This is a genomic window from Kribbella sp. NPDC104218 (assembly GCF_055584105.1).
This window is the reverse complement of sequence record NZ_JBVJMQ010000001.1, coordinates 2,946,746-2,962,023: the sequence shown is the minus strand read 5'-3', so window position 1 is coordinate 2,962,023 and position 15,278 is coordinate 2,946,746. Positions and strand designations below refer to the sequence as shown.

At 68.7% G+C, this 15,278-nt stretch carries 16 protein-coding genes; 12 read left to right on the top strand and 4 right to left on the bottom strand.

Annotation, left to right across the window (positions count from 1 at the left end; all coding sequences use genetic code 11):
* Positions 1–141: 141 nt before the first annotated feature.
* The 7 genes from ACZ6ZD_RS13985 (at position 142) to ACZ6ZD_RS13955 (ending at position 7,372) form a co-directional block, all read left to right on the top strand.
* Positions 142–1,329 carry an ROK family transcriptional regulator gene (locus ACZ6ZD_RS13985; protein WP_465671780.1) on the top strand — a complete coding sequence of 396 codons (1,188 nt, stop codon included), beginning with the start codon at positions 142–144 and terminating at the stop codon, positions 1,327–1,329.
* Positions 1,330–1,339: 10 nt separating this feature from the next.
* Complete coding sequence (locus ACZ6ZD_RS13980) at positions 1,340–2,668, top strand: ABC transporter substrate-binding protein (protein WP_465671778.1); 1,329 nt, start codon at positions 1,340–1,342, stop codon at positions 2,666–2,668.
* The gene (locus ACZ6ZD_RS13975) at positions 2,665–3,603 is read left to right on the top strand and encodes a carbohydrate ABC transporter permease (RefSeq protein WP_465671776.1); all 939 of its coding nucleotides are present in this window, start codon (positions 2,665–2,667) and stop codon (positions 3,601–3,603) included. The genes ACZ6ZD_RS13980 and ACZ6ZD_RS13975 overlap by 4 nt, the downstream gene beginning before the upstream one ends.
* 13 nt (positions 3,604–3,616) lie before the next feature.
* The gene (locus tag ACZ6ZD_RS13970; protein ID WP_465671774.1) at positions 3,617–4,501 is read left to right on the top strand and encodes a carbohydrate ABC transporter permease; all 885 of its coding nucleotides are present in this window, start codon (positions 3,617–3,619) and stop codon (positions 4,499–4,501) included.
* Entirely contained in the window at positions 4,498–5,754 is a 1,257-nt protein-coding gene (locus ACZ6ZD_RS13965) for a 6-phospho-beta-glucosidase (RefSeq protein WP_465671772.1), read from the top strand. Before ACZ6ZD_RS13970 ends, ACZ6ZD_RS13965 begins: the two co-directional genes overlap by 4 nt.
* Positions 5,751–6,758, top strand: coding sequence for an N-acetylglucosamine kinase (locus ACZ6ZD_RS13960; RefSeq protein WP_465671770.1), 1,008 nt, complete (start codon positions 5,751–5,753; stop codon positions 6,756–6,758). Before ACZ6ZD_RS13965 ends, ACZ6ZD_RS13960 begins: the two co-directional genes overlap by 4 nt.
* Positions 6,759–6,847: 89 nt before the next feature.
* The gene (locus ACZ6ZD_RS13955; RefSeq protein ID WP_465671768.1) at positions 6,848–7,372 is read left to right on the top strand and encodes a hypothetical protein; all 525 of its coding nucleotides are present in this window, start codon (positions 6,848–6,850) and stop codon (positions 7,370–7,372) included.
* Positions 7,373–7,426: 54 nt separating this feature from the next.
* Here ACZ6ZD_RS13955 and ACZ6ZD_RS13950 read toward each other — a convergent pair whose 3' ends face one another.
* Positions 7,427–8,263 (bottom strand): membrane protein, encoded by an 837-nt coding sequence (locus tag ACZ6ZD_RS13950; protein WP_465671766.1) that lies wholly within the window; start codon positions 8,261–8,263, stop codon positions 7,427–7,429.
* A 178-nt stretch (positions 8,264–8,441) separates the two neighbouring features.
* On the opposite strand from ACZ6ZD_RS13950, the gene ACZ6ZD_RS13945 reads away from it, so the two are divergent.
* Entirely contained in the window at positions 8,442–8,900 is a 459-nt protein-coding gene (locus tag ACZ6ZD_RS13945; RefSeq protein ID WP_465671764.1) for a GNAT family N-acetyltransferase, read from the top strand.
* A gap of 3 nt (positions 8,901–8,903) precedes the next feature.
* Here the strand turns inward: ACZ6ZD_RS13945 and ACZ6ZD_RS13940 are convergent, their stop codons facing one another.
* Entirely contained in the window at positions 8,904–10,223 is a 1,320-nt protein-coding gene (locus ACZ6ZD_RS13940) for a neutral zinc metallopeptidase (protein ID WP_465671762.1), read from the bottom strand.
* A gap of 40 nt (positions 10,224–10,263) precedes the next feature.
* Entirely contained in the window at positions 10,264–11,457 is a 1,194-nt protein-coding gene (locus ACZ6ZD_RS13935) for a neutral zinc metallopeptidase (RefSeq protein ID WP_465671760.1), read from the bottom strand.
* A gap of 149 nt (positions 11,458–11,606) precedes the next feature.
* On the opposite strand from ACZ6ZD_RS13935, the gene ACZ6ZD_RS13930 reads away from it, so the two are divergent.
* The 4 genes from ACZ6ZD_RS13930 to ACZ6ZD_RS13915 all read left to right on the top strand — a co-directional run bounded on the left by ACZ6ZD_RS13930 (position 11,607) and on the right by ACZ6ZD_RS13915 (position 14,554).
* A complete protein-coding gene (locus tag ACZ6ZD_RS13930; RefSeq protein WP_465671758.1) occupies positions 11,607–12,347 on the top strand; it encodes an SAM-dependent methyltransferase in 741 nt (246 codons plus the stop codon).
* Positions 12,348–12,356: 9 nt separating this feature from the next.
* Positions 12,357–12,779 carry a hypothetical protein gene (locus ACZ6ZD_RS13925; RefSeq protein WP_465671756.1) on the top strand — a complete coding sequence of 141 codons (423 nt, stop codon included), beginning with the start codon at positions 12,357–12,359 and terminating at the stop codon, positions 12,777–12,779.
* Positions 12,780–12,857: 78 nt separating this feature from the next.
* On the top strand, positions 12,858–13,412 hold the full coding sequence (locus ACZ6ZD_RS13920) for a TetR/AcrR family transcriptional regulator (protein WP_465671754.1): 555 nt from the start codon (positions 12,858–12,860) through the stop codon (positions 13,410–13,412).
* Entirely contained in the window at positions 13,403–14,554 is a 1,152-nt protein-coding gene (locus tag ACZ6ZD_RS13915) for an FAD-dependent monooxygenase (RefSeq protein WP_465671752.1), read from the top strand. The genes ACZ6ZD_RS13920 and ACZ6ZD_RS13915 overlap by 10 nt, the downstream gene beginning before the upstream one ends.
* On the opposite strand, the gene ACZ6ZD_RS13910 is transcribed toward ACZ6ZD_RS13915, so the two are convergent.
* Positions 14,555–15,247 (bottom strand): class E sortase, encoded by a 693-nt coding sequence (locus ACZ6ZD_RS13910; protein ID WP_465671750.1) that lies wholly within the window; start codon positions 15,245–15,247, stop codon positions 14,555–14,557.
* Between the last annotated feature and the right edge of the window lie 31 nt (positions 15,248–15,278).

Here is a 15,278-nt window from a genome sequence, read left to right as displayed (position 1 = left end):
ACTGATTGCCAATGATTGACAGCTCGGGTCGGGCACCGTACGGTCTCGCGGTAATAGGAAAGTTTCCTAACAGTTGACTCGATTGCGTCTTACGCAGCGAGCCGACGCCACGAGAACCGCGAGGGGAGGCAGGGTTATCCCATGGCGACAACACCTGGAACACCCCGGCTGCTCCGCGCGATGAACGACCGGGCCGCCCTGGACCTGCTGCTCTCGCAGGGCCCACTGTCCCGCACCACGCTGGGACACCTGACCGGCCTCTCGAAGCCGACGGCCTCCCAGCTCCTGGCGCGCCTGGAGGCCGCCAACCTGGTCCGGGCCAGCGGCACCACGGCCGGTCGGCCCGGCCCGAACGCACAGCTCTACGAGATCAACGGCGGTATCGCGTACGTCGCCGGTCTCGACGTCACCCCGGCCCGGATCCGCTCCGCGATCGCCGATATCACCGGCAAGGTGGTCGGCCGCTACGAGCTGCCGACCCCGGGCCGCAGCGCCAAGGGCACCGTCGAGCGGGTCATCAAGGCTCTGGACGGCGCCGCCGGCGAAGCGGGCCTGAACCGCGCGCGGCTGCATCGGGTCGCGATCGGTACCCCGGGTGGTTTCGACCCGACGACCGGCCGGCTGCGGTACGCGACCCACCTGCCCGGCTGGCACGCGCCGCACCTGCTCGACGAGCTGGCCTCCGCGATCGAGGCGCCGCTCGAGGTCGACAACGACGTGAACATGGCCGCAGTCGCCGAGCGCCAGATCGGCCACGCCCAGGACAGCGAGAACTTCGTGCTGCTGTGGGGCGAGGAGGGTATCGGCGCGGCGATCGTCGTGAACGGCCGGCTGCACCGCGGCGCCACCGGCGGCGCCGGCGAGGTCGCGTTCATGCCGCTGCCCGGCACGCCGCTGGTACGCAACGTCGGCCGCAACAACGCGGGAGGTTTCCAGGAGCTGGCCGGTGGCGAACCGGTCCTGGCCCTGGCCCGGTCCCACGGCCTCAAGGCCCGGACGCCGGAGGCGGCGATCGCCGCCGCACTACACGGTCAGGACGCCGGTGACGCCGTCCTGAACGAGTTCGCTCATCGACTCGCTGTGGGTCTGGCCGCGATCGTCGCGGTCGTCGACCCGGAGCTGATCGTGCTCGCCGGCGGTGTCATCACCGCCGGTGGCGAGCGGCTGCGCGGCCTGGTCCAGGACGAGCTGGCCGATCTCGCCGTCCCACGGCCGCGGTTGCTGATGACCGCGATCCACACCGACCCAGTTCTGTCGGGTGCGCTGCAGTCCGCCCTGAGCACCACTCGCGACGAAGTCTTCGACACCGCAAGTCCACCCATCCCCTAGGAGTCAACGGATGCAACGCCTGTCTCTCGCCGCCATCGGCACCGCCGCGGTGGCCCTCCTGGTCACCGCCTGCACCGGTTCGTCACCGGCCCCGCAGGCCAACGACGACGCCACCAAGCCCGTGACCATCACCTTCTGGCACGGCTGGAGCGCACCCAGCGAAGCCGCCGCGATCGACGCCAACGTGAAGGCGTTCGAGGCGAAGCATCCGAATATCAAGGTGAAGGTCGTCGGCAACATCAACGACGACAAGATCAAGCAGGCGCTGCGCGCCGGCGGCCCGAACTCCCCCGACGTCGTCTCGTCGTTCACCACCGACAACGTCGGCTCGTTCTGCACCTCGAACGTGTTCGCCGACCTGAAGCCGTTCCTGGACAAGTCCGGGATCGACGTGGACAAGACCTTCCCGAAGGCGCTGCAGGACTACACCCAGTACGAGGGCAAGCGCTGCGCGCTGCCGCTGCTGAACGACGCCTACGGCCTGTACTACAACAAGGACGCGTTCAAGGCCGCCGGGATCACCGCGCCGCCGAAGACGCTGTCGGAGTTCGACAAGATCGCCAAGCAGCTGACCAAGGAGAAGGGCGACAGCTACTCCCAGCTCGGCTTCATGCCGAACTTCCACGGCTACGAGTCGACCACCGGTCACTTCGCCGCGATGTGGAACCCGACGTACCTGACGCCGGAGGGCAAGTCGAACCTGGCCGGCGACCCGGCGTTCGCCAGCATGCTGAAGTGGCAGAAGAACCTGGTCGAGTCGCTCGGCGGCTACGCCAAGCTGGAGAAGTACCGCAACACCTTCGGTGACGAGTGGGGCTCCAAGAACCCGTTCCACACCGGCCAGACCGTGATGTCGATCGACGGTGAGTGGCGGCTCGGGATGGCCAAGGACGCGGGCGTGAAGTTCGACATCGGCGTCGCGCCGTTCCCGGTCCCGGACGACCAGGCCGACACCTACGGCAAGGGCTACCTGGCCGGCACGATCATCGGTATCGCCAGCCCGAGCACCAAGCAGAACGCCGCCTGGGAGCTGGTCAAGTACATGACCACCGACACCGAGGCCGTGGTGAACTTCTCCAACGGCATCCGGAACATCCCGTCGACGCTGGACGCGCTGAAGTCGCCGAACCTGAAGGTCGACGAGAACTTCAAGGTCTTCCTGGACATCGCGCAGCACCCGAAGAGCAACACCACCCCGGCCAGCCCGAACGGCGGCGCGTACCAGCTCACCTTCCAGGGCTTCGCCTACCAGCACGAGGCCGGCAAGGTGCCGGACCTGGCCGCCGGTCTGAAGCAGACCGACGAGCAGATCGACAAGGATCTGGCCCAGAGCAAATGACGTCTCCAGGACTACGGCGTAAACATCGTCAGGACCGGCTGCGCACGCTGGCCTTCCTGTCGCCCTGGCTGATCGGGGTCAGCGTCTTCTTTCTCTACCCGCTGATCTCGACCGTCTACTTCAGCTTCATGAAGTACGACGGGTTCACGCCTCCGGTGTGGACCGGCCTGAAGAACTGGAGCTACGTCTTCAACGACTACCCGTTCTTCTGGCCGGCCCTGCGCAACACGCTCTGGCTGGTGATCGTGATGGTCTCGCTGCGGGTCGTGTTCGGGCTCGGGATCGGGATGCTGATCACGAAGGTGAAGACCGGTGCGGGTTTCTTCCGCACCGCCTTCTACCTGCCCTACCTGGCCCCGCCGGTGGCCGCGACGATGTCGTTCGTGTTCCTGCTGAACCCGGGGACCGGGCCGGTGAACAACATCCTCGGCGCGATCGGGCTCCCGCAGCCCGGCTGGTTCAACGACCCGGCCTGGTCGAAGCCGGCGCTCACGCTGCTGGCGCTGTGGGGGATCGGCGACCTGATGGTGATCTTCATGGCGTCGCTGCTCGACGTCCCGCTGGAACAGTACGAGGCGGCGTCCCTGGACGGCGCCGGCGCGTGGCACCGGTTCTGGTTCGTCACGCTCCCGAACATCTCGCCGATCGTGCTGTTCGCGGTCGTCACCGGCGTCATCGCGACCATGCAGTACTACACCCAGCCACTGGTGGCCGGGAAAGTCGCGAGCGGCGTGATCGGCGGCTCGGGTCAGCAGTTCGAGCCCGGCTATCCGGAGAAGTCCACGCTGACCCTGCCGCAGCTCGTCTACAACCTCGGCTTCCAGCGGTTCGACACCGGTGGCGCCTCGGTGGTCGCGCTCGTGCTGTTCGCGCTGGCCATGATCTTCACCGCCATCCTGATGCGCCGCCGCAGCGGCTTCCTCGGTAACGACTGAAAGGGGTCTCGCCATGACAAGCACCACCTTGACCTCTCCGGTCACGCTCTCCACGGCCGGCCGGGAGGCCCGCCGGACGCGCTTCCTGCACTGGGTGGCCGTGCACTCGCTCGCGATCGCGGCCGCGCTGTTCTTCGTCCTCCCGTTCGTCTTCGTGGCCCTCACCGCGCTGATGTCCGACCAGCAGGCCCTCACCCGGGACCTGTGGCCGAACAGCTGGCACTGGGAGAACCTGACGACGGTCTGGAACACACCGGGCTTCCTGACCTGGTGGAAGAACACCTTGATGTACGCCGTCCTCGGCACCACCTTCACGCTGGTGTCGAGTATCCCGGTCGCGTACGCGCTGGCCCGCTTCAAGTTCCGCGGCCGCAACGCGGCGCTGATGCTGGTGATCGCGACGATGATGCTCCCGCCCCAGGTCGTCATCGTCCCGATGTACCTGTTCTGGGCCAAGGAGCTGCAGCTGTCCGGGACGCTGTGGCCGCTGATCATCCCGATGGCCTTCACCGACGCGTTCTCGATCTTCCTGCTCCGCCAGTTCCTGCTGACGATTCCGAAGGACTACGTGGACGCCGCGAAGGTCGACGGCTGCGGTGAGTTCAAGGCCCTGGTCCGGATCGTGCTGCCGATGGCCCGCCCGGCCATCGCGGCGGTCGCGCTGTTCCAGTTCTTCTACTGCTGGAACGACTACTTCGGACCGCAGATCTACGCCAGCGAGAACCCGGCCGCCTGGACCCTCAGCTACGGCCTGGAATCCTTCAAGGGCGCGCACCACACCAACTGGAACCTCACCATGGCCGCCACCTTGCTGGTGATGGCCCCGGTGATCATCTTGTTCTTCTTCGCTCAGAAGGCCTTCATCGAAGGCGTCACACTCACAGGGGTCAAAGGTTGAAACTCACAGTCGTAGGCGGCGGATCCACCTACACTCCCGAACTCGTCGACGGTTTCGCCCGGCTGCGTGACACGCTGCCGGTGACCGAGCTGGTCCTGGTCGACCCGGCCGAGGACCGCCTGAAACTCGTCGGTGGGCTCGCGGAGCGGATCTTCGCGAAACAAGGTCACCCCGGTCGCGTCGTCACCACCACCGACGTCGACGCCGGAATCGACGGCGCGGACGCCGTCCTGCTGCAGCTGCGGGTCGGCGGGCAGGCGGCACGCAACGAAGACGAGACCTGGCCGCTGGAGTGCGGCTGTGTCGGTCAGGAGACGACCGGGGCGGGCGGTCTGGCCAAGGCGCTGCGCACGGTGCCGGTGGTGCTGGACATCGCCGAGCGGGTCCGCAAGACCAACCCGAACGCCTGGATCATCGACTTCACCAACCCGGTCGGCATCGTGACCCGGGCGCTGCTGTCACACGGTCACAAGGCAGTCGGGCTGTGCAACGTGGCCATCGGCTTCCAGCGGCGGTTCGCGAAGCTGCTGGGCGTCCAGCCGAGTGAGGTGCAGCTGGACCACGTCGGCCTGAACCACCTCACCTGGGAGCGCGCCGTCCGCGTCAATGGCGAGGACATGCTGCCGAAGCTGTTCGAAGGGCACGTGGCCGAGCTGGCGGCGGATCTGAAGCTTCCGGCGGAGCTGCTGCTGCAGCTGGGTGTCGTACCGTCGTACTACCTGCGCTACTTCTACCAGCACGACGAGGTGGTGCAGGAGCTCCTGACCAAGCCGTCGCGCGCTGCGGAGGTGGCCGCGTTGGAAACCCAGCTGCTGGAGATGTACGCCGACCCACAGCTCGACGAGAAGCCTGCCCTGCTCGAGAAGCGTGGCGGTGCGTACTACTCCGAGGCCGCTGTGGACCTGGCGTCGTCACTGCTGAACGACGTCGGCGACGTACAGGTCGTGAACACGCTGAACGACGGCACGTTCCCGTTCCTGGCCGACGACGCCGTCATCGAGGTCCCGGCGACCGTCGGCGCGGACGGCGCGATGCCGGTCGCGGTCTCCCCGCTGGAGCCGCTGTACGCCGGTCTGGTCGCGCACGTGACGGCGTACGAGGACCTGGCCCTCCAGGCGGCCATCAAGGGCGGCCGGGAGCGGGTCTTCGAGGCGCTTCTCGCACACCCGCTCGTTGGGCAGATCTCGATCGCCGACCAGCTCACCGACAAGCTGATCGCCCACAACAAGGCGCATCTGCCGTGGGCGCAATGAGCACCGCACAGGTGCCCGGCGGCGTCCTGGCCTTCGATGCCGGCAACAGCAAGACGGACGTCGCGCTGGTGTCGGCTGACGGTCGAGTGCTGGGCACTGCCCGCGGTGGCGGCTTCGAGCCGCACGTGATCGGTGCGGACGCCGCAGTGGCCGGGCTGGAGCCGCTGGTGCGGGCTGCAGCAGCTGCTGCGGGCCTGACGCTGGGCGGGCGGCCGTTGGTGCAGCAGATCTCGGCCTGTCTGGCGAACGCCGACCTCCCGATCGAGGAGGAGCGGCTGAGCATCGCTTTCGAGTCGTTCGGCTGGGCGGAGTCGGTGTACGTCACCAACGACACCTTCGCGCTACTGCGCTCTGGCGTGGACGAGCCGCGCGGCGTCGCAGTGGTGTGCGGCGCGGGGATCAACTGCGCCGGTCTGCTGCCGGACGGGCGCACTGCGCGCTTCCCGGCCGTCGGAAAGATCTCCGGCGACTGGGGCGGCGGCCAGCAGATCGCTGACGAGGCGTTCTCGGCAGCAGCACGAGCGGACGACGGCCGCGGTCCGGCCACTGCGCTCGCTACCGCGCTGCCGGCGCACTACGGCGTCGACTCGGTGACCGCACTGATCGAGGCGCTGCACCTCGGCGACATCCCGTACAACCGGCGTCTCGAGGCCGGCCCGGTCCTGTTCCAGGTAGCGGCTGCGGGCGACGCCATCGCGCGCAGCGTCGTCCACCGGCAGGCCGAAGAGGTCGTCACCATGGCTGTCGTGGCCATGCGTCGGCTGGACATCCTGGACGAGCCGACGGACGTCATCCTCGGCGGCGGTGTTCTGACCGCTGGTCACCCGCTGCTGATGGAGACGATCATCCGCCTGCTCCAGGCCGCTGCCCCGAAGGCGGTCGCGCGGGTGATCGACGTCCCGCCGGTAGTAGGGGCGGCGCTGCTCGGCCTGGACCACACCCACGCCGAGGCCGCTGCCCACCTCACCCTCAGGTCCGCCTACGCGTCATCCCCTGCCGCGTAGGCGACATCCAGGCGGTTCGGTCCGATCCCCGTTACCGGACCGGACCGCCTGTTCTTTTCCGGCTTGCGTAAGCGTGTAATCATGATTACATGAGTACGGAATCAGATGTGGCGAAGGTGCGTGGCTGGTTGACCGGCCGCCTGCCGGGTGAGTGGTTCGAGGGCGAGCCGGAGCTGACCATCGACCGGGACGAGATCCTGATCGTGGGTCGGGTGGCCGCGCCTGAGCAGAGCGGCGACGTGAGCGCCGCGGAGAAGTCCGCCGCCGAAGAGGGGCGGATCAAGCAGTTCCGGGAGGACACCCGGGAGCGCCGGATCGAGATCGCCCGCGAGCTGGAGCACGCCACCCGGCGGAAGGTCGCCTGGGGGCTCGAGGTCGGCGAGACGCGGAAGGTCTTCACCTCGCTGTCGGCGCCGGTGATGACGCGGCTGCGGCAGCCGGAGCGTCAGGTGCTCGACACGCTCGTCGACGCCGGCGTCGCCCGGTCGCGCAGCGACGCGCTGGCCTGGTGCGTCAAGCTCGTCGCGCAGCACTCGGACACCTGGCTGGCCGACCTGCGCGAGGCGCTGACCAAGGTCGAGGACGTGCGCCGGTCGGGTCCGGACGCGGAGTAGGCACGGCAGCGGGCGGCAACCTGTGGGTTGCCGCCCGCCCTTGAGGAGAACCTGTCAGTGCTGTCCGCCCTGCCAGTTCCCGTTCTGCGGAGTGCCGTTCGACCAGCCGCCCTGCTGGGCGCCGTGCGCGGCCGGGTACTGCGGGTCGGCCGTCGTCGGGTACTGCGGGTCCTGGTACGCCGTACCGTTCGAACCCGTCCCGTTGGCGGCGGCGCCGTTGGACGCCTCCGGCTTCAGGTTGTCCTTGCTGAACAGGTTGTTCAGCGCGCGGCCGGCCATCTCGCGGCCGCCCAGACCGAACGCCAGGCCGAGCGCGAGCGCGGCGCCGGCGAGCACGATCAGCAGGGTGTTCCCGGTCAGCTGGACGGCGATGCCCAGCTGGGTCAGCGCGGCGAACGCAGCGTACACCAGGATCGCGTACTTACCGACCTTGGCGAGCGTCTCGTTCCCGGTCGCGCCCCGGATGATCGCGGCCAGGAAGTTCGCGAACAGCGCGGCCAGGCAGATGATCACGATCGCCGCGAAGATCCGCGGGATGTAGCCGAGCATGTCGCTCATGAACGCCGAGATCTCCGGCACCCCGAGCGCCGAGGCGAACATCGTGAAGCTGATCAGGAACACGAACCAGAACACGACCTTGCCGAGCATCGCCGAAGCGGTCAGCCCCGTGCCGGACCGCTGCAGCACCCCGGACACTCCGGCGCGTTCCATCCACTGGTCGAAGCCGACCCGCCCGAGCAGCTTCCCCACCAGCTTCCCGAGCACCTTGGCGACGAAGTACCCGATCACCAGGATGACCAGGCCGCCGAGCAGGTTCGGGATGAACCCGAGCAACTTGCCGAACGCGTCCTCGAACGGCTGGGTGAAGTCGATCGCTAACGGCAGACTCATCGGACTTTCCTTCCGACTGGCCCGCACCCGCCGTCGCGCAGCACCGCACACGACTCCGGCCACGGGCGGATGCAGTGGTGTCTACTATCCCCGTTCCCCTCGTTGCTCAGGGCAAACGGTGATCACACCCGTGTAATCGTTGGATCACAACGAAAGAGTCTCTGCATAAACTGCCCCCATGACCGCCGAGCTCGTGATCCGCCGCGCCACCGCCACCGACGTCCCCGGCATCCTCGCGATGCTCGCCGACGACCCGCTCGGCGCCGCCCGCGAGTCCCTCGACGACCTGACGCCGTACACCCGCGCCTTCGCCGCGATCGACGCCGACCCGAACCAGCTCCTCGCCGTTGCCGAACGCAACGACACCCTGGTCGGCACCCTCCAGCTCACCTTCATCCCCGGCCTGTCCCGCCGCGGCGCCACCCGCGCCGTCATCGAAGCCGTCCGGATCGCCGCCCCCGCCCGCGGCGAAGGCCTCGGCACCACCCTCATCCACTGGGCCATCGCCGAAGCCCGCACCCGCGGCGCCGCCCTCCTCCAACTGACCTCCGACAAAACCCGCACCGAAGCCCACCGCTTCTACCTCAACCTAGGCTTCGCCCAATCCCACGAAGGCTTCAAACTCCCCCTCGACTGACCCTCAACTCACCCGAGCAGCCGGTGCCACGAAGGTGTTGCAGGAGGCAGGGTTGGCGGATTTGAACGCGGGCCCTTCCCAGTACCACTGGTTCTTCTTGGAGCCGTGGTCGCGGACCTTCTTCGGGTTGAACTCGTCACCGCTGTTCTTGGTCTGGTACTCCCAGAGGCGCAGCCGGTTGCCGGTCAGGCCGAGGGTGGACTTGTTCGAGCCGAGGAACACGGCGCCGAAGCAGCTCGCCTGCAACTCCCGTCGGCGGGACCACTCGAGCTCCTCCGCCCGGGTCTTGGCCCAGCCCTCGCGTGACCAAACCGCGGTCAGCATCTCGGTCATCTCCTGGACGTGGTGACCGTACTCGTGCGCCATCGTGGCCATCATCCAGGTCCGTGCCTCGAGCGGAGCATCCTGGTAGCGCTCGAGATCCTGCTTCCAGCTGATGTTGATGCTGTCGTCGACGCTGCAGTAGAAGGCGACGTTCTCCTCGCCGGCACACTCGGCCGCACCGGTGCCCGTCGGCTTCTTGCTCTGCAACTGCAGCTTGGGCGAAGTGAACTTGTACCCGGCCTTTTCGATCAGTGGCTGCCAGGCAGCGTCGAGGCAGGGCAACAGGCCTTTGTAGTACTTGAGGACGTTGGACTGGGAGTTGGGTTTGACTGTTGGTTCGGTGCAGTTGGCGGCTGCTAGTTTGCCGGCTTTGTAGAGCTCGTTCTTCTGGAGGCGGACGAGGTCTGGGACGCCGGGGACGGTGACGGTGACTGTGGGGTCGGCGATGGTGGGGATGGGGGCTGGGGATTTGTGGACGGAGGGGCGGGAGAGGGGGCTGTCGACGTCGCTGTCGTAGGTGCTGATGGCTTTGTAGACGGCGGTGCCGACGGCGGCGGTTACTACGAGGGTGAGGGCGGAGAGGCCGGCTACGACGGCTTTGGAGGATCGGCGCGGGGGTGGGGCGGGCGGGCCGTCGGAGGCGAACTGGGCGCCGGTACGGGACGACGGGGAGTGCCAGCCGACTGGACGCGAGCCACCGGGACGGCGTCCGCCGGTCAGCGGGGGTAGCGGGCCGCCGGTCAGGGGCGCCGCTGGGGGGCCGCTGTAGTCGGAGGTCGCCTCGGGGTCGGCCGGGAGCGGGCGGGCCTTGCGACGCAGCGCGGACTCCGCCGGGTCGGAGAGGGCGCGCGCTTTGCCGAGCTCGAGCGGTTGCGGACGCCGGCTGGCGTCGGGGCGCGCGGCCCCGCCCTCCGCGACGGCGGGGGGCTCCCCAGCGGGAGTCGGCGTACCTCCGGCGGGCGGCGTCGGCACACCGCCGGCGGGCGTTTCCTCAGGCATTGCTCGTCCCTATCGCTCGTAGCAGTGCCCGTAACATAACTCAACCGACCTGGCCGGCCGCCGCCGTGAAGGTGTTGCAGGCTCCGGGCTCGGTCTTCGCGAAGCCCAGGTTCATCCACAGCGCGAGGCTCTTGGCCGAGCCGTGGTCGCGGACCTTGCCCTTCCGCTGCTCGTCGCCGCCGTTCTTGATCTGCTGGTTCCACTGCCGCAGCAGCTCGTTGCGCAGCGGGAAACTCGCCTTCGCCGCGCCGAAGAAGGTCGCCGAGAAACAGTAGGCCTGTAACGCCTGCCGCCGGTCCTGTTCGAGCTCGGCGGCCTTGTTCGCGGCGCCGTCGCCGACATTGGCCGACGACTCGAAGATGCCGGTCAGGTTCTGCAGGTGGACGCCGTACACGTAGCCGATCGACTGCGCCATCGCGACCCGGATACCGGCCCGGTTCCGCGGGTAGAGGTCGACCTCGTCCTGCCAGGGCATGGTGGCGCTGCCGCCCTGCTCGTCCGCGCAGTACAGCGCGACGTTCTTCTGGACGCCGCAGGCCGTCTCCTGGTCGTCGTCGAAGATGATCAGCCGCGGCGAGCGGAACTCGAACCCGGCCTTCTCGACCAGCGGCCGCCACGCGTCGTCCAGACAGGCGATCATCGCCTCGTAGTAGGCCTGAACATCCTCCTTGGACGTCGGCCGGAACGCCGGCTCGGGGCACTTCACTGTCGGCAGCTTCCCGACCGCGTACAGCGGGTTACCGCGCAGGACGTCGGCGTCCGGCGTCGGCTTGCGCTTCTGCTTGACCGGCTCGTCACCGGACTTCACCGACGGCGAGGTCAGCGGGTTCGCGAACAGCCCGTCGCTCCCCGAGAGCAGCTTCGTCCCCGCGTACACGCACCCGGCGACCACCAGCAGCACCGCGATCACGATCGCCGCGATCAGCGCCTTCGAACGCTTCTTGTTCGGGTCGAAGGCGAGCGGCTCCGGCTGGAACACCGCCCGGTACGCCGCAGCCGCCGCGTCGTCCGCCGGCGGCGGACCGAGCCGCGAGCCGGACAGCCCCGCCCCGTCCAGCCGCGATCCACGCAGCTGCGGCGCGGCCTGGCCGTCGCTGTCCGCACGCTTCCCGACGCGCGGAGTAGGCGCGGCCAGCGGCGCGGAGCCCCGCAGCGCACCCTCCTGCTCGTCGCCGCCACTCCCAGCCCCACCCGGCAGAAAATGCCCGGGCCGCGGCCCGCCCTGCTCAGCCATCGCTCCCCAAACCTCTCAAGATCCACACCCGGTCCCCCAACCGGCGGCTGATCCTAAACCGGCCCAGACCGCCCCGCCCACCAAATTGCACCTTTTGACATCCCTGAATCTCCGTTGCCGCCCGCCCCGAAGCGCGATTGGCTGGTCCCGTGCTGCAGAACGAGCGATACCCGAGATCCAACGCCTACGACGCCGAGTGGCTACTGGCCGGCGACATGGGCCCACATCCGCTGTGGCTCCTGGAGGAGCTCGCCGGCGAGCTCGACCTCCGGCCGGGGATGCGGGTCCTCGATCTGGGCTCGGGCAAGGGCGCGACGTCCGCGTTCCTGGCCAAGGAGTACGGCGTCCAGGTCTGGGCGGCCGATCTCTGGGTGGATCCGACGGACGCCGCGGCGTACATCGCCCAGCAAGGTGTGGACGGCGTGGTCACGCTGAAAGCCGAGGCGCACACGTTGCCGTTCGCCCAGGCGTTCTTCGACGCGATCATCTGCGTCGACGCCTACGAGTACTTCGGGACGGCGGACAACTACCTCGCATACCTGACCGCATTCCTGGCACCGGGCGGGCAGCTCGGAGTCGTCACCCCAGCGCTCCGCCAGGAGATCCGGGAGCTCGGACACATTCCGGCGCATGTCAAGAAGCTCGTCGGCTGGGAGGCGCTGGCCTGGCACACCGCGGAATGGTGGCGGTTCCAGTGGGAGATCACCGAGCTGGTCGAGGTGACGACAGCGCGCTTTCAGGAGTCGGGGTGGGCCGATTGGGTGGCCTGGTCACGGGCGCTCTCGGAGTACCGCGGTGAGCGGGACGGCGCGCTCGACATGCTCGAGGCCGACCAGGGCGAGTATCTGACGTTCGCCGTCCTCGCGGCCCGTAAAGGAGGCGCTCAGTAGAGTGGGGGTATGAGCTGGGCTGTGTATGCGGTGCGAGGGCCAGGGGGCGTACGGCGCCTCGAGGACATGCCGGACGGGTACGAGCCGCCGTCGGTCGGGCGCTCGACGGATGTGGTCGAGGTGGTGCGGGAAGTGGTACCGGGGGTGGACGTCAGTAAGCCGTCCTGGCTGGTGCTGCGCGGCGACGAGTTCGATGTCGAGATGACGATCGGCAAGGGGATCGAGGTCCGCGACATCACGTTCTACCTGAACGACGGCCCGCGATCGATCCCGATCGTGATGGAGATCAGCCGGCGGCTCGGGGTGACGCCGTACGACACGGAGTCCGGCGACTTCCTCACCGAGGAGTCCCGCCCGCCGGTTCCGCCGCCGCTGACGCCGGACGAGATCCGCGCGAACAAGCCCAAGTGGTGGAAGTTCGGCCGCAAGTAGGTCCGGCCCTTCCCGGCTCCTCTTCGGCATGAGCTAGAATCAGGGCGATCGTACAGGTCGATTGCCCTGGAGGAGTGGATGGCAGCCACCAAAGGCGAGCAGGTCAGGCAGCGCTTGCTGACCGCTGCGGCGGAGCTGATCGCGGACCGCGGCTGGTCGGCCGTCAGCACGCGCATCCTGGCGGAGCACGCCGGCGTCAGCGCGAGCGTCGTGCACTACCACTTCCCATCGATCCAGGCGGTGCTGTCCGAGGCCGCGGTCGCCGCCATGCGCCAGGTGCTTGACGCCTCTCAGCAGGTCTTCTCCGTGGCGACGAGCCCGACCGAAGGCGTCGACGCACTCCTCGCCTCCGTCGACCAGTACTCGGGGGCCGACCCGATGTCCCGATTGTTCGTCGAGGCGTACCTGGCCGCCGGGCGGGACGCCGAACTCCGCGACCGGATCGCCGGGATCGTGGCGGCCTTCCGCAACCAGGTCAGCGACTGGCTCGCGGCCCATCAGGTCCCTGATCCGGCCGCATCGGCCGCCGTCCTGGCCGCTGCGGTCGACGGCCTACTGCTCCACCGCAGTCTCGGCCCACTCGACAACCAGGTCGGCGCTGTGCTCCGCCGGGTGGTGATCCCGTGCGAGTGATCATCCGCGGCGCCGGAATGGCCGGCTTGGCCCTTGCGCACCGACTACATGCGCTCGGCCAGGAGGTGGTCCTGCTCGAGCGAGCTCCCGGTCCACGCGACCAGGGCTACATGATCGACTTCTTCGGCCCCGGGCTGGACGCGACGCGCGAGCTGGGCCTGTTGCCCGCGCTCCGCGAGATCGCCTATCCGATCACCGAGGCAGTCCTGGTGGACGAGCGCGGCCGCCGCCGAGCCGCGATCGACACCGCACAGGTCGCCAACGGCGAAGTCCTCAGCCTGATGCGTCCCGACCTGGAAGCCGTCCTGCGCGATCAGTTGCCCGCAGCAATCAAGATCCGGTACGGCGCTCCGGTCGTCGAGATCGCCCTGTCCGGCCCGCGGGTAACACTCGCGGACGGCGAGGTCCTCGCCGGCGACGTCGTGGTGGGTGCCGACGGCATCCATTCCACCGTGCGTCGGCTCGTCTTCGGGCCGGAGACGCAGCACCTACGGCACCTCGGCTTCCACACCTCGGCCTTCATGTTCGACGATCCGCACATCTACGACCAAGTCGGCGGTCGGTTCTGCCTGACCGACACGATCGGCGCCCAGTTCGGCTGCTACCCGCTGCGCGACGGCCGAGTCGCGGCCTTCGGCGTCCACAGGTCGACGGACCCGGCCCTACCGGCGGACGCGCGGGCAGCAGTCCAAGCGGCGTACGACGAACTGGGCTGGGTCGTCCCCGAGGCGCTGGCCGCTTGCCCGCCCGACCTGTACTACGACCACGTGGCCCAGATCGTCATGCCCACTTGGCACAACGGATCGGTCGGCCTGGTCGGCGATGCTTGCCAGGCGGTCTCACTGCTCGCCGGTCAAGGCGCGTCGCTGGCGATCGCGGGCGCCTACGTTCTCGGCGGCGAGCTCGCCCGCGCGGAGTCGCCCGAGGCCGCATTCGCTGCGTACGAACGGATCTGGCGGCCCGTCGTCGAAGAGAAACAACAGGTCGGCCGATCCGCGGCCCGTTGGTTCCTGCCCGACTCCCGCACCCAACTGCTCGTCCGTCGACTCATGCTGCGGACGCTGAAACTCCCCGTCCTGCGCCGCCGGATCCCCGCCGCTCTGGCCGGTAAATCCACCACCCTGATCCGCGAGCTGAGCTGATCAGGCCGGCCGGGTCGCGGTCAGCGTGGCGATCTTGTTGATCCGGTGCTCGGGGTTGCCGAGCGCGTCCCGCCAATAGTTGCCTGCGGCATTGTCTTCCGGGGTGGCGCAGGTCGAGATGGTCAGCATCGCCTGCGTCGGCCGGACGCCGGGCCGCCCGGGAACGGCCGCGTTCTGTTGCGCCTTCTCGGCCGGTTTGCGGAACGAGATCGTCATCGTGTCGTTCACCACGTAGTCGTAGACCGTCCCGCCCACCGTGATCAGCACATGCGCGCCGTTCTTCAGCTCCGGCACGCGTTCCAGCGGCCGCCCGTGCGACACCCGATGCCCCGTGATGATGAAGTTGCCGATCTCCCCCGCGCCCACGCCCCCGGCCCGCCCGCGCGGACTCGCGGCCACCCCACGGTTCTGAATCACCGTCCCCGGCCGATCGTCCGCCGTCCCGGTGTAGGACACGACCCGCAGCCCCTGGACGCCGATCGCCGGAATACTCATCGTCACCGGCCCACTCGCCCGCGGCGTCGGCGTCCGCGGCTTGCTGGGCGACGGTGTAGCGGGCGGCGGTGTAGTGGGCGGCGGCGTACTCGGAACCGAAGTCGCCGGCGGCGGGGCCTCCGAACGTGGCGAAGCGACCGGCGCGTCCGTACAACCCGCCAGCGCCAACAGCAGAACGACGCCTCCGACCAGCCTCACCCCGCGACGGTATTCGGCCACACCGAAAACC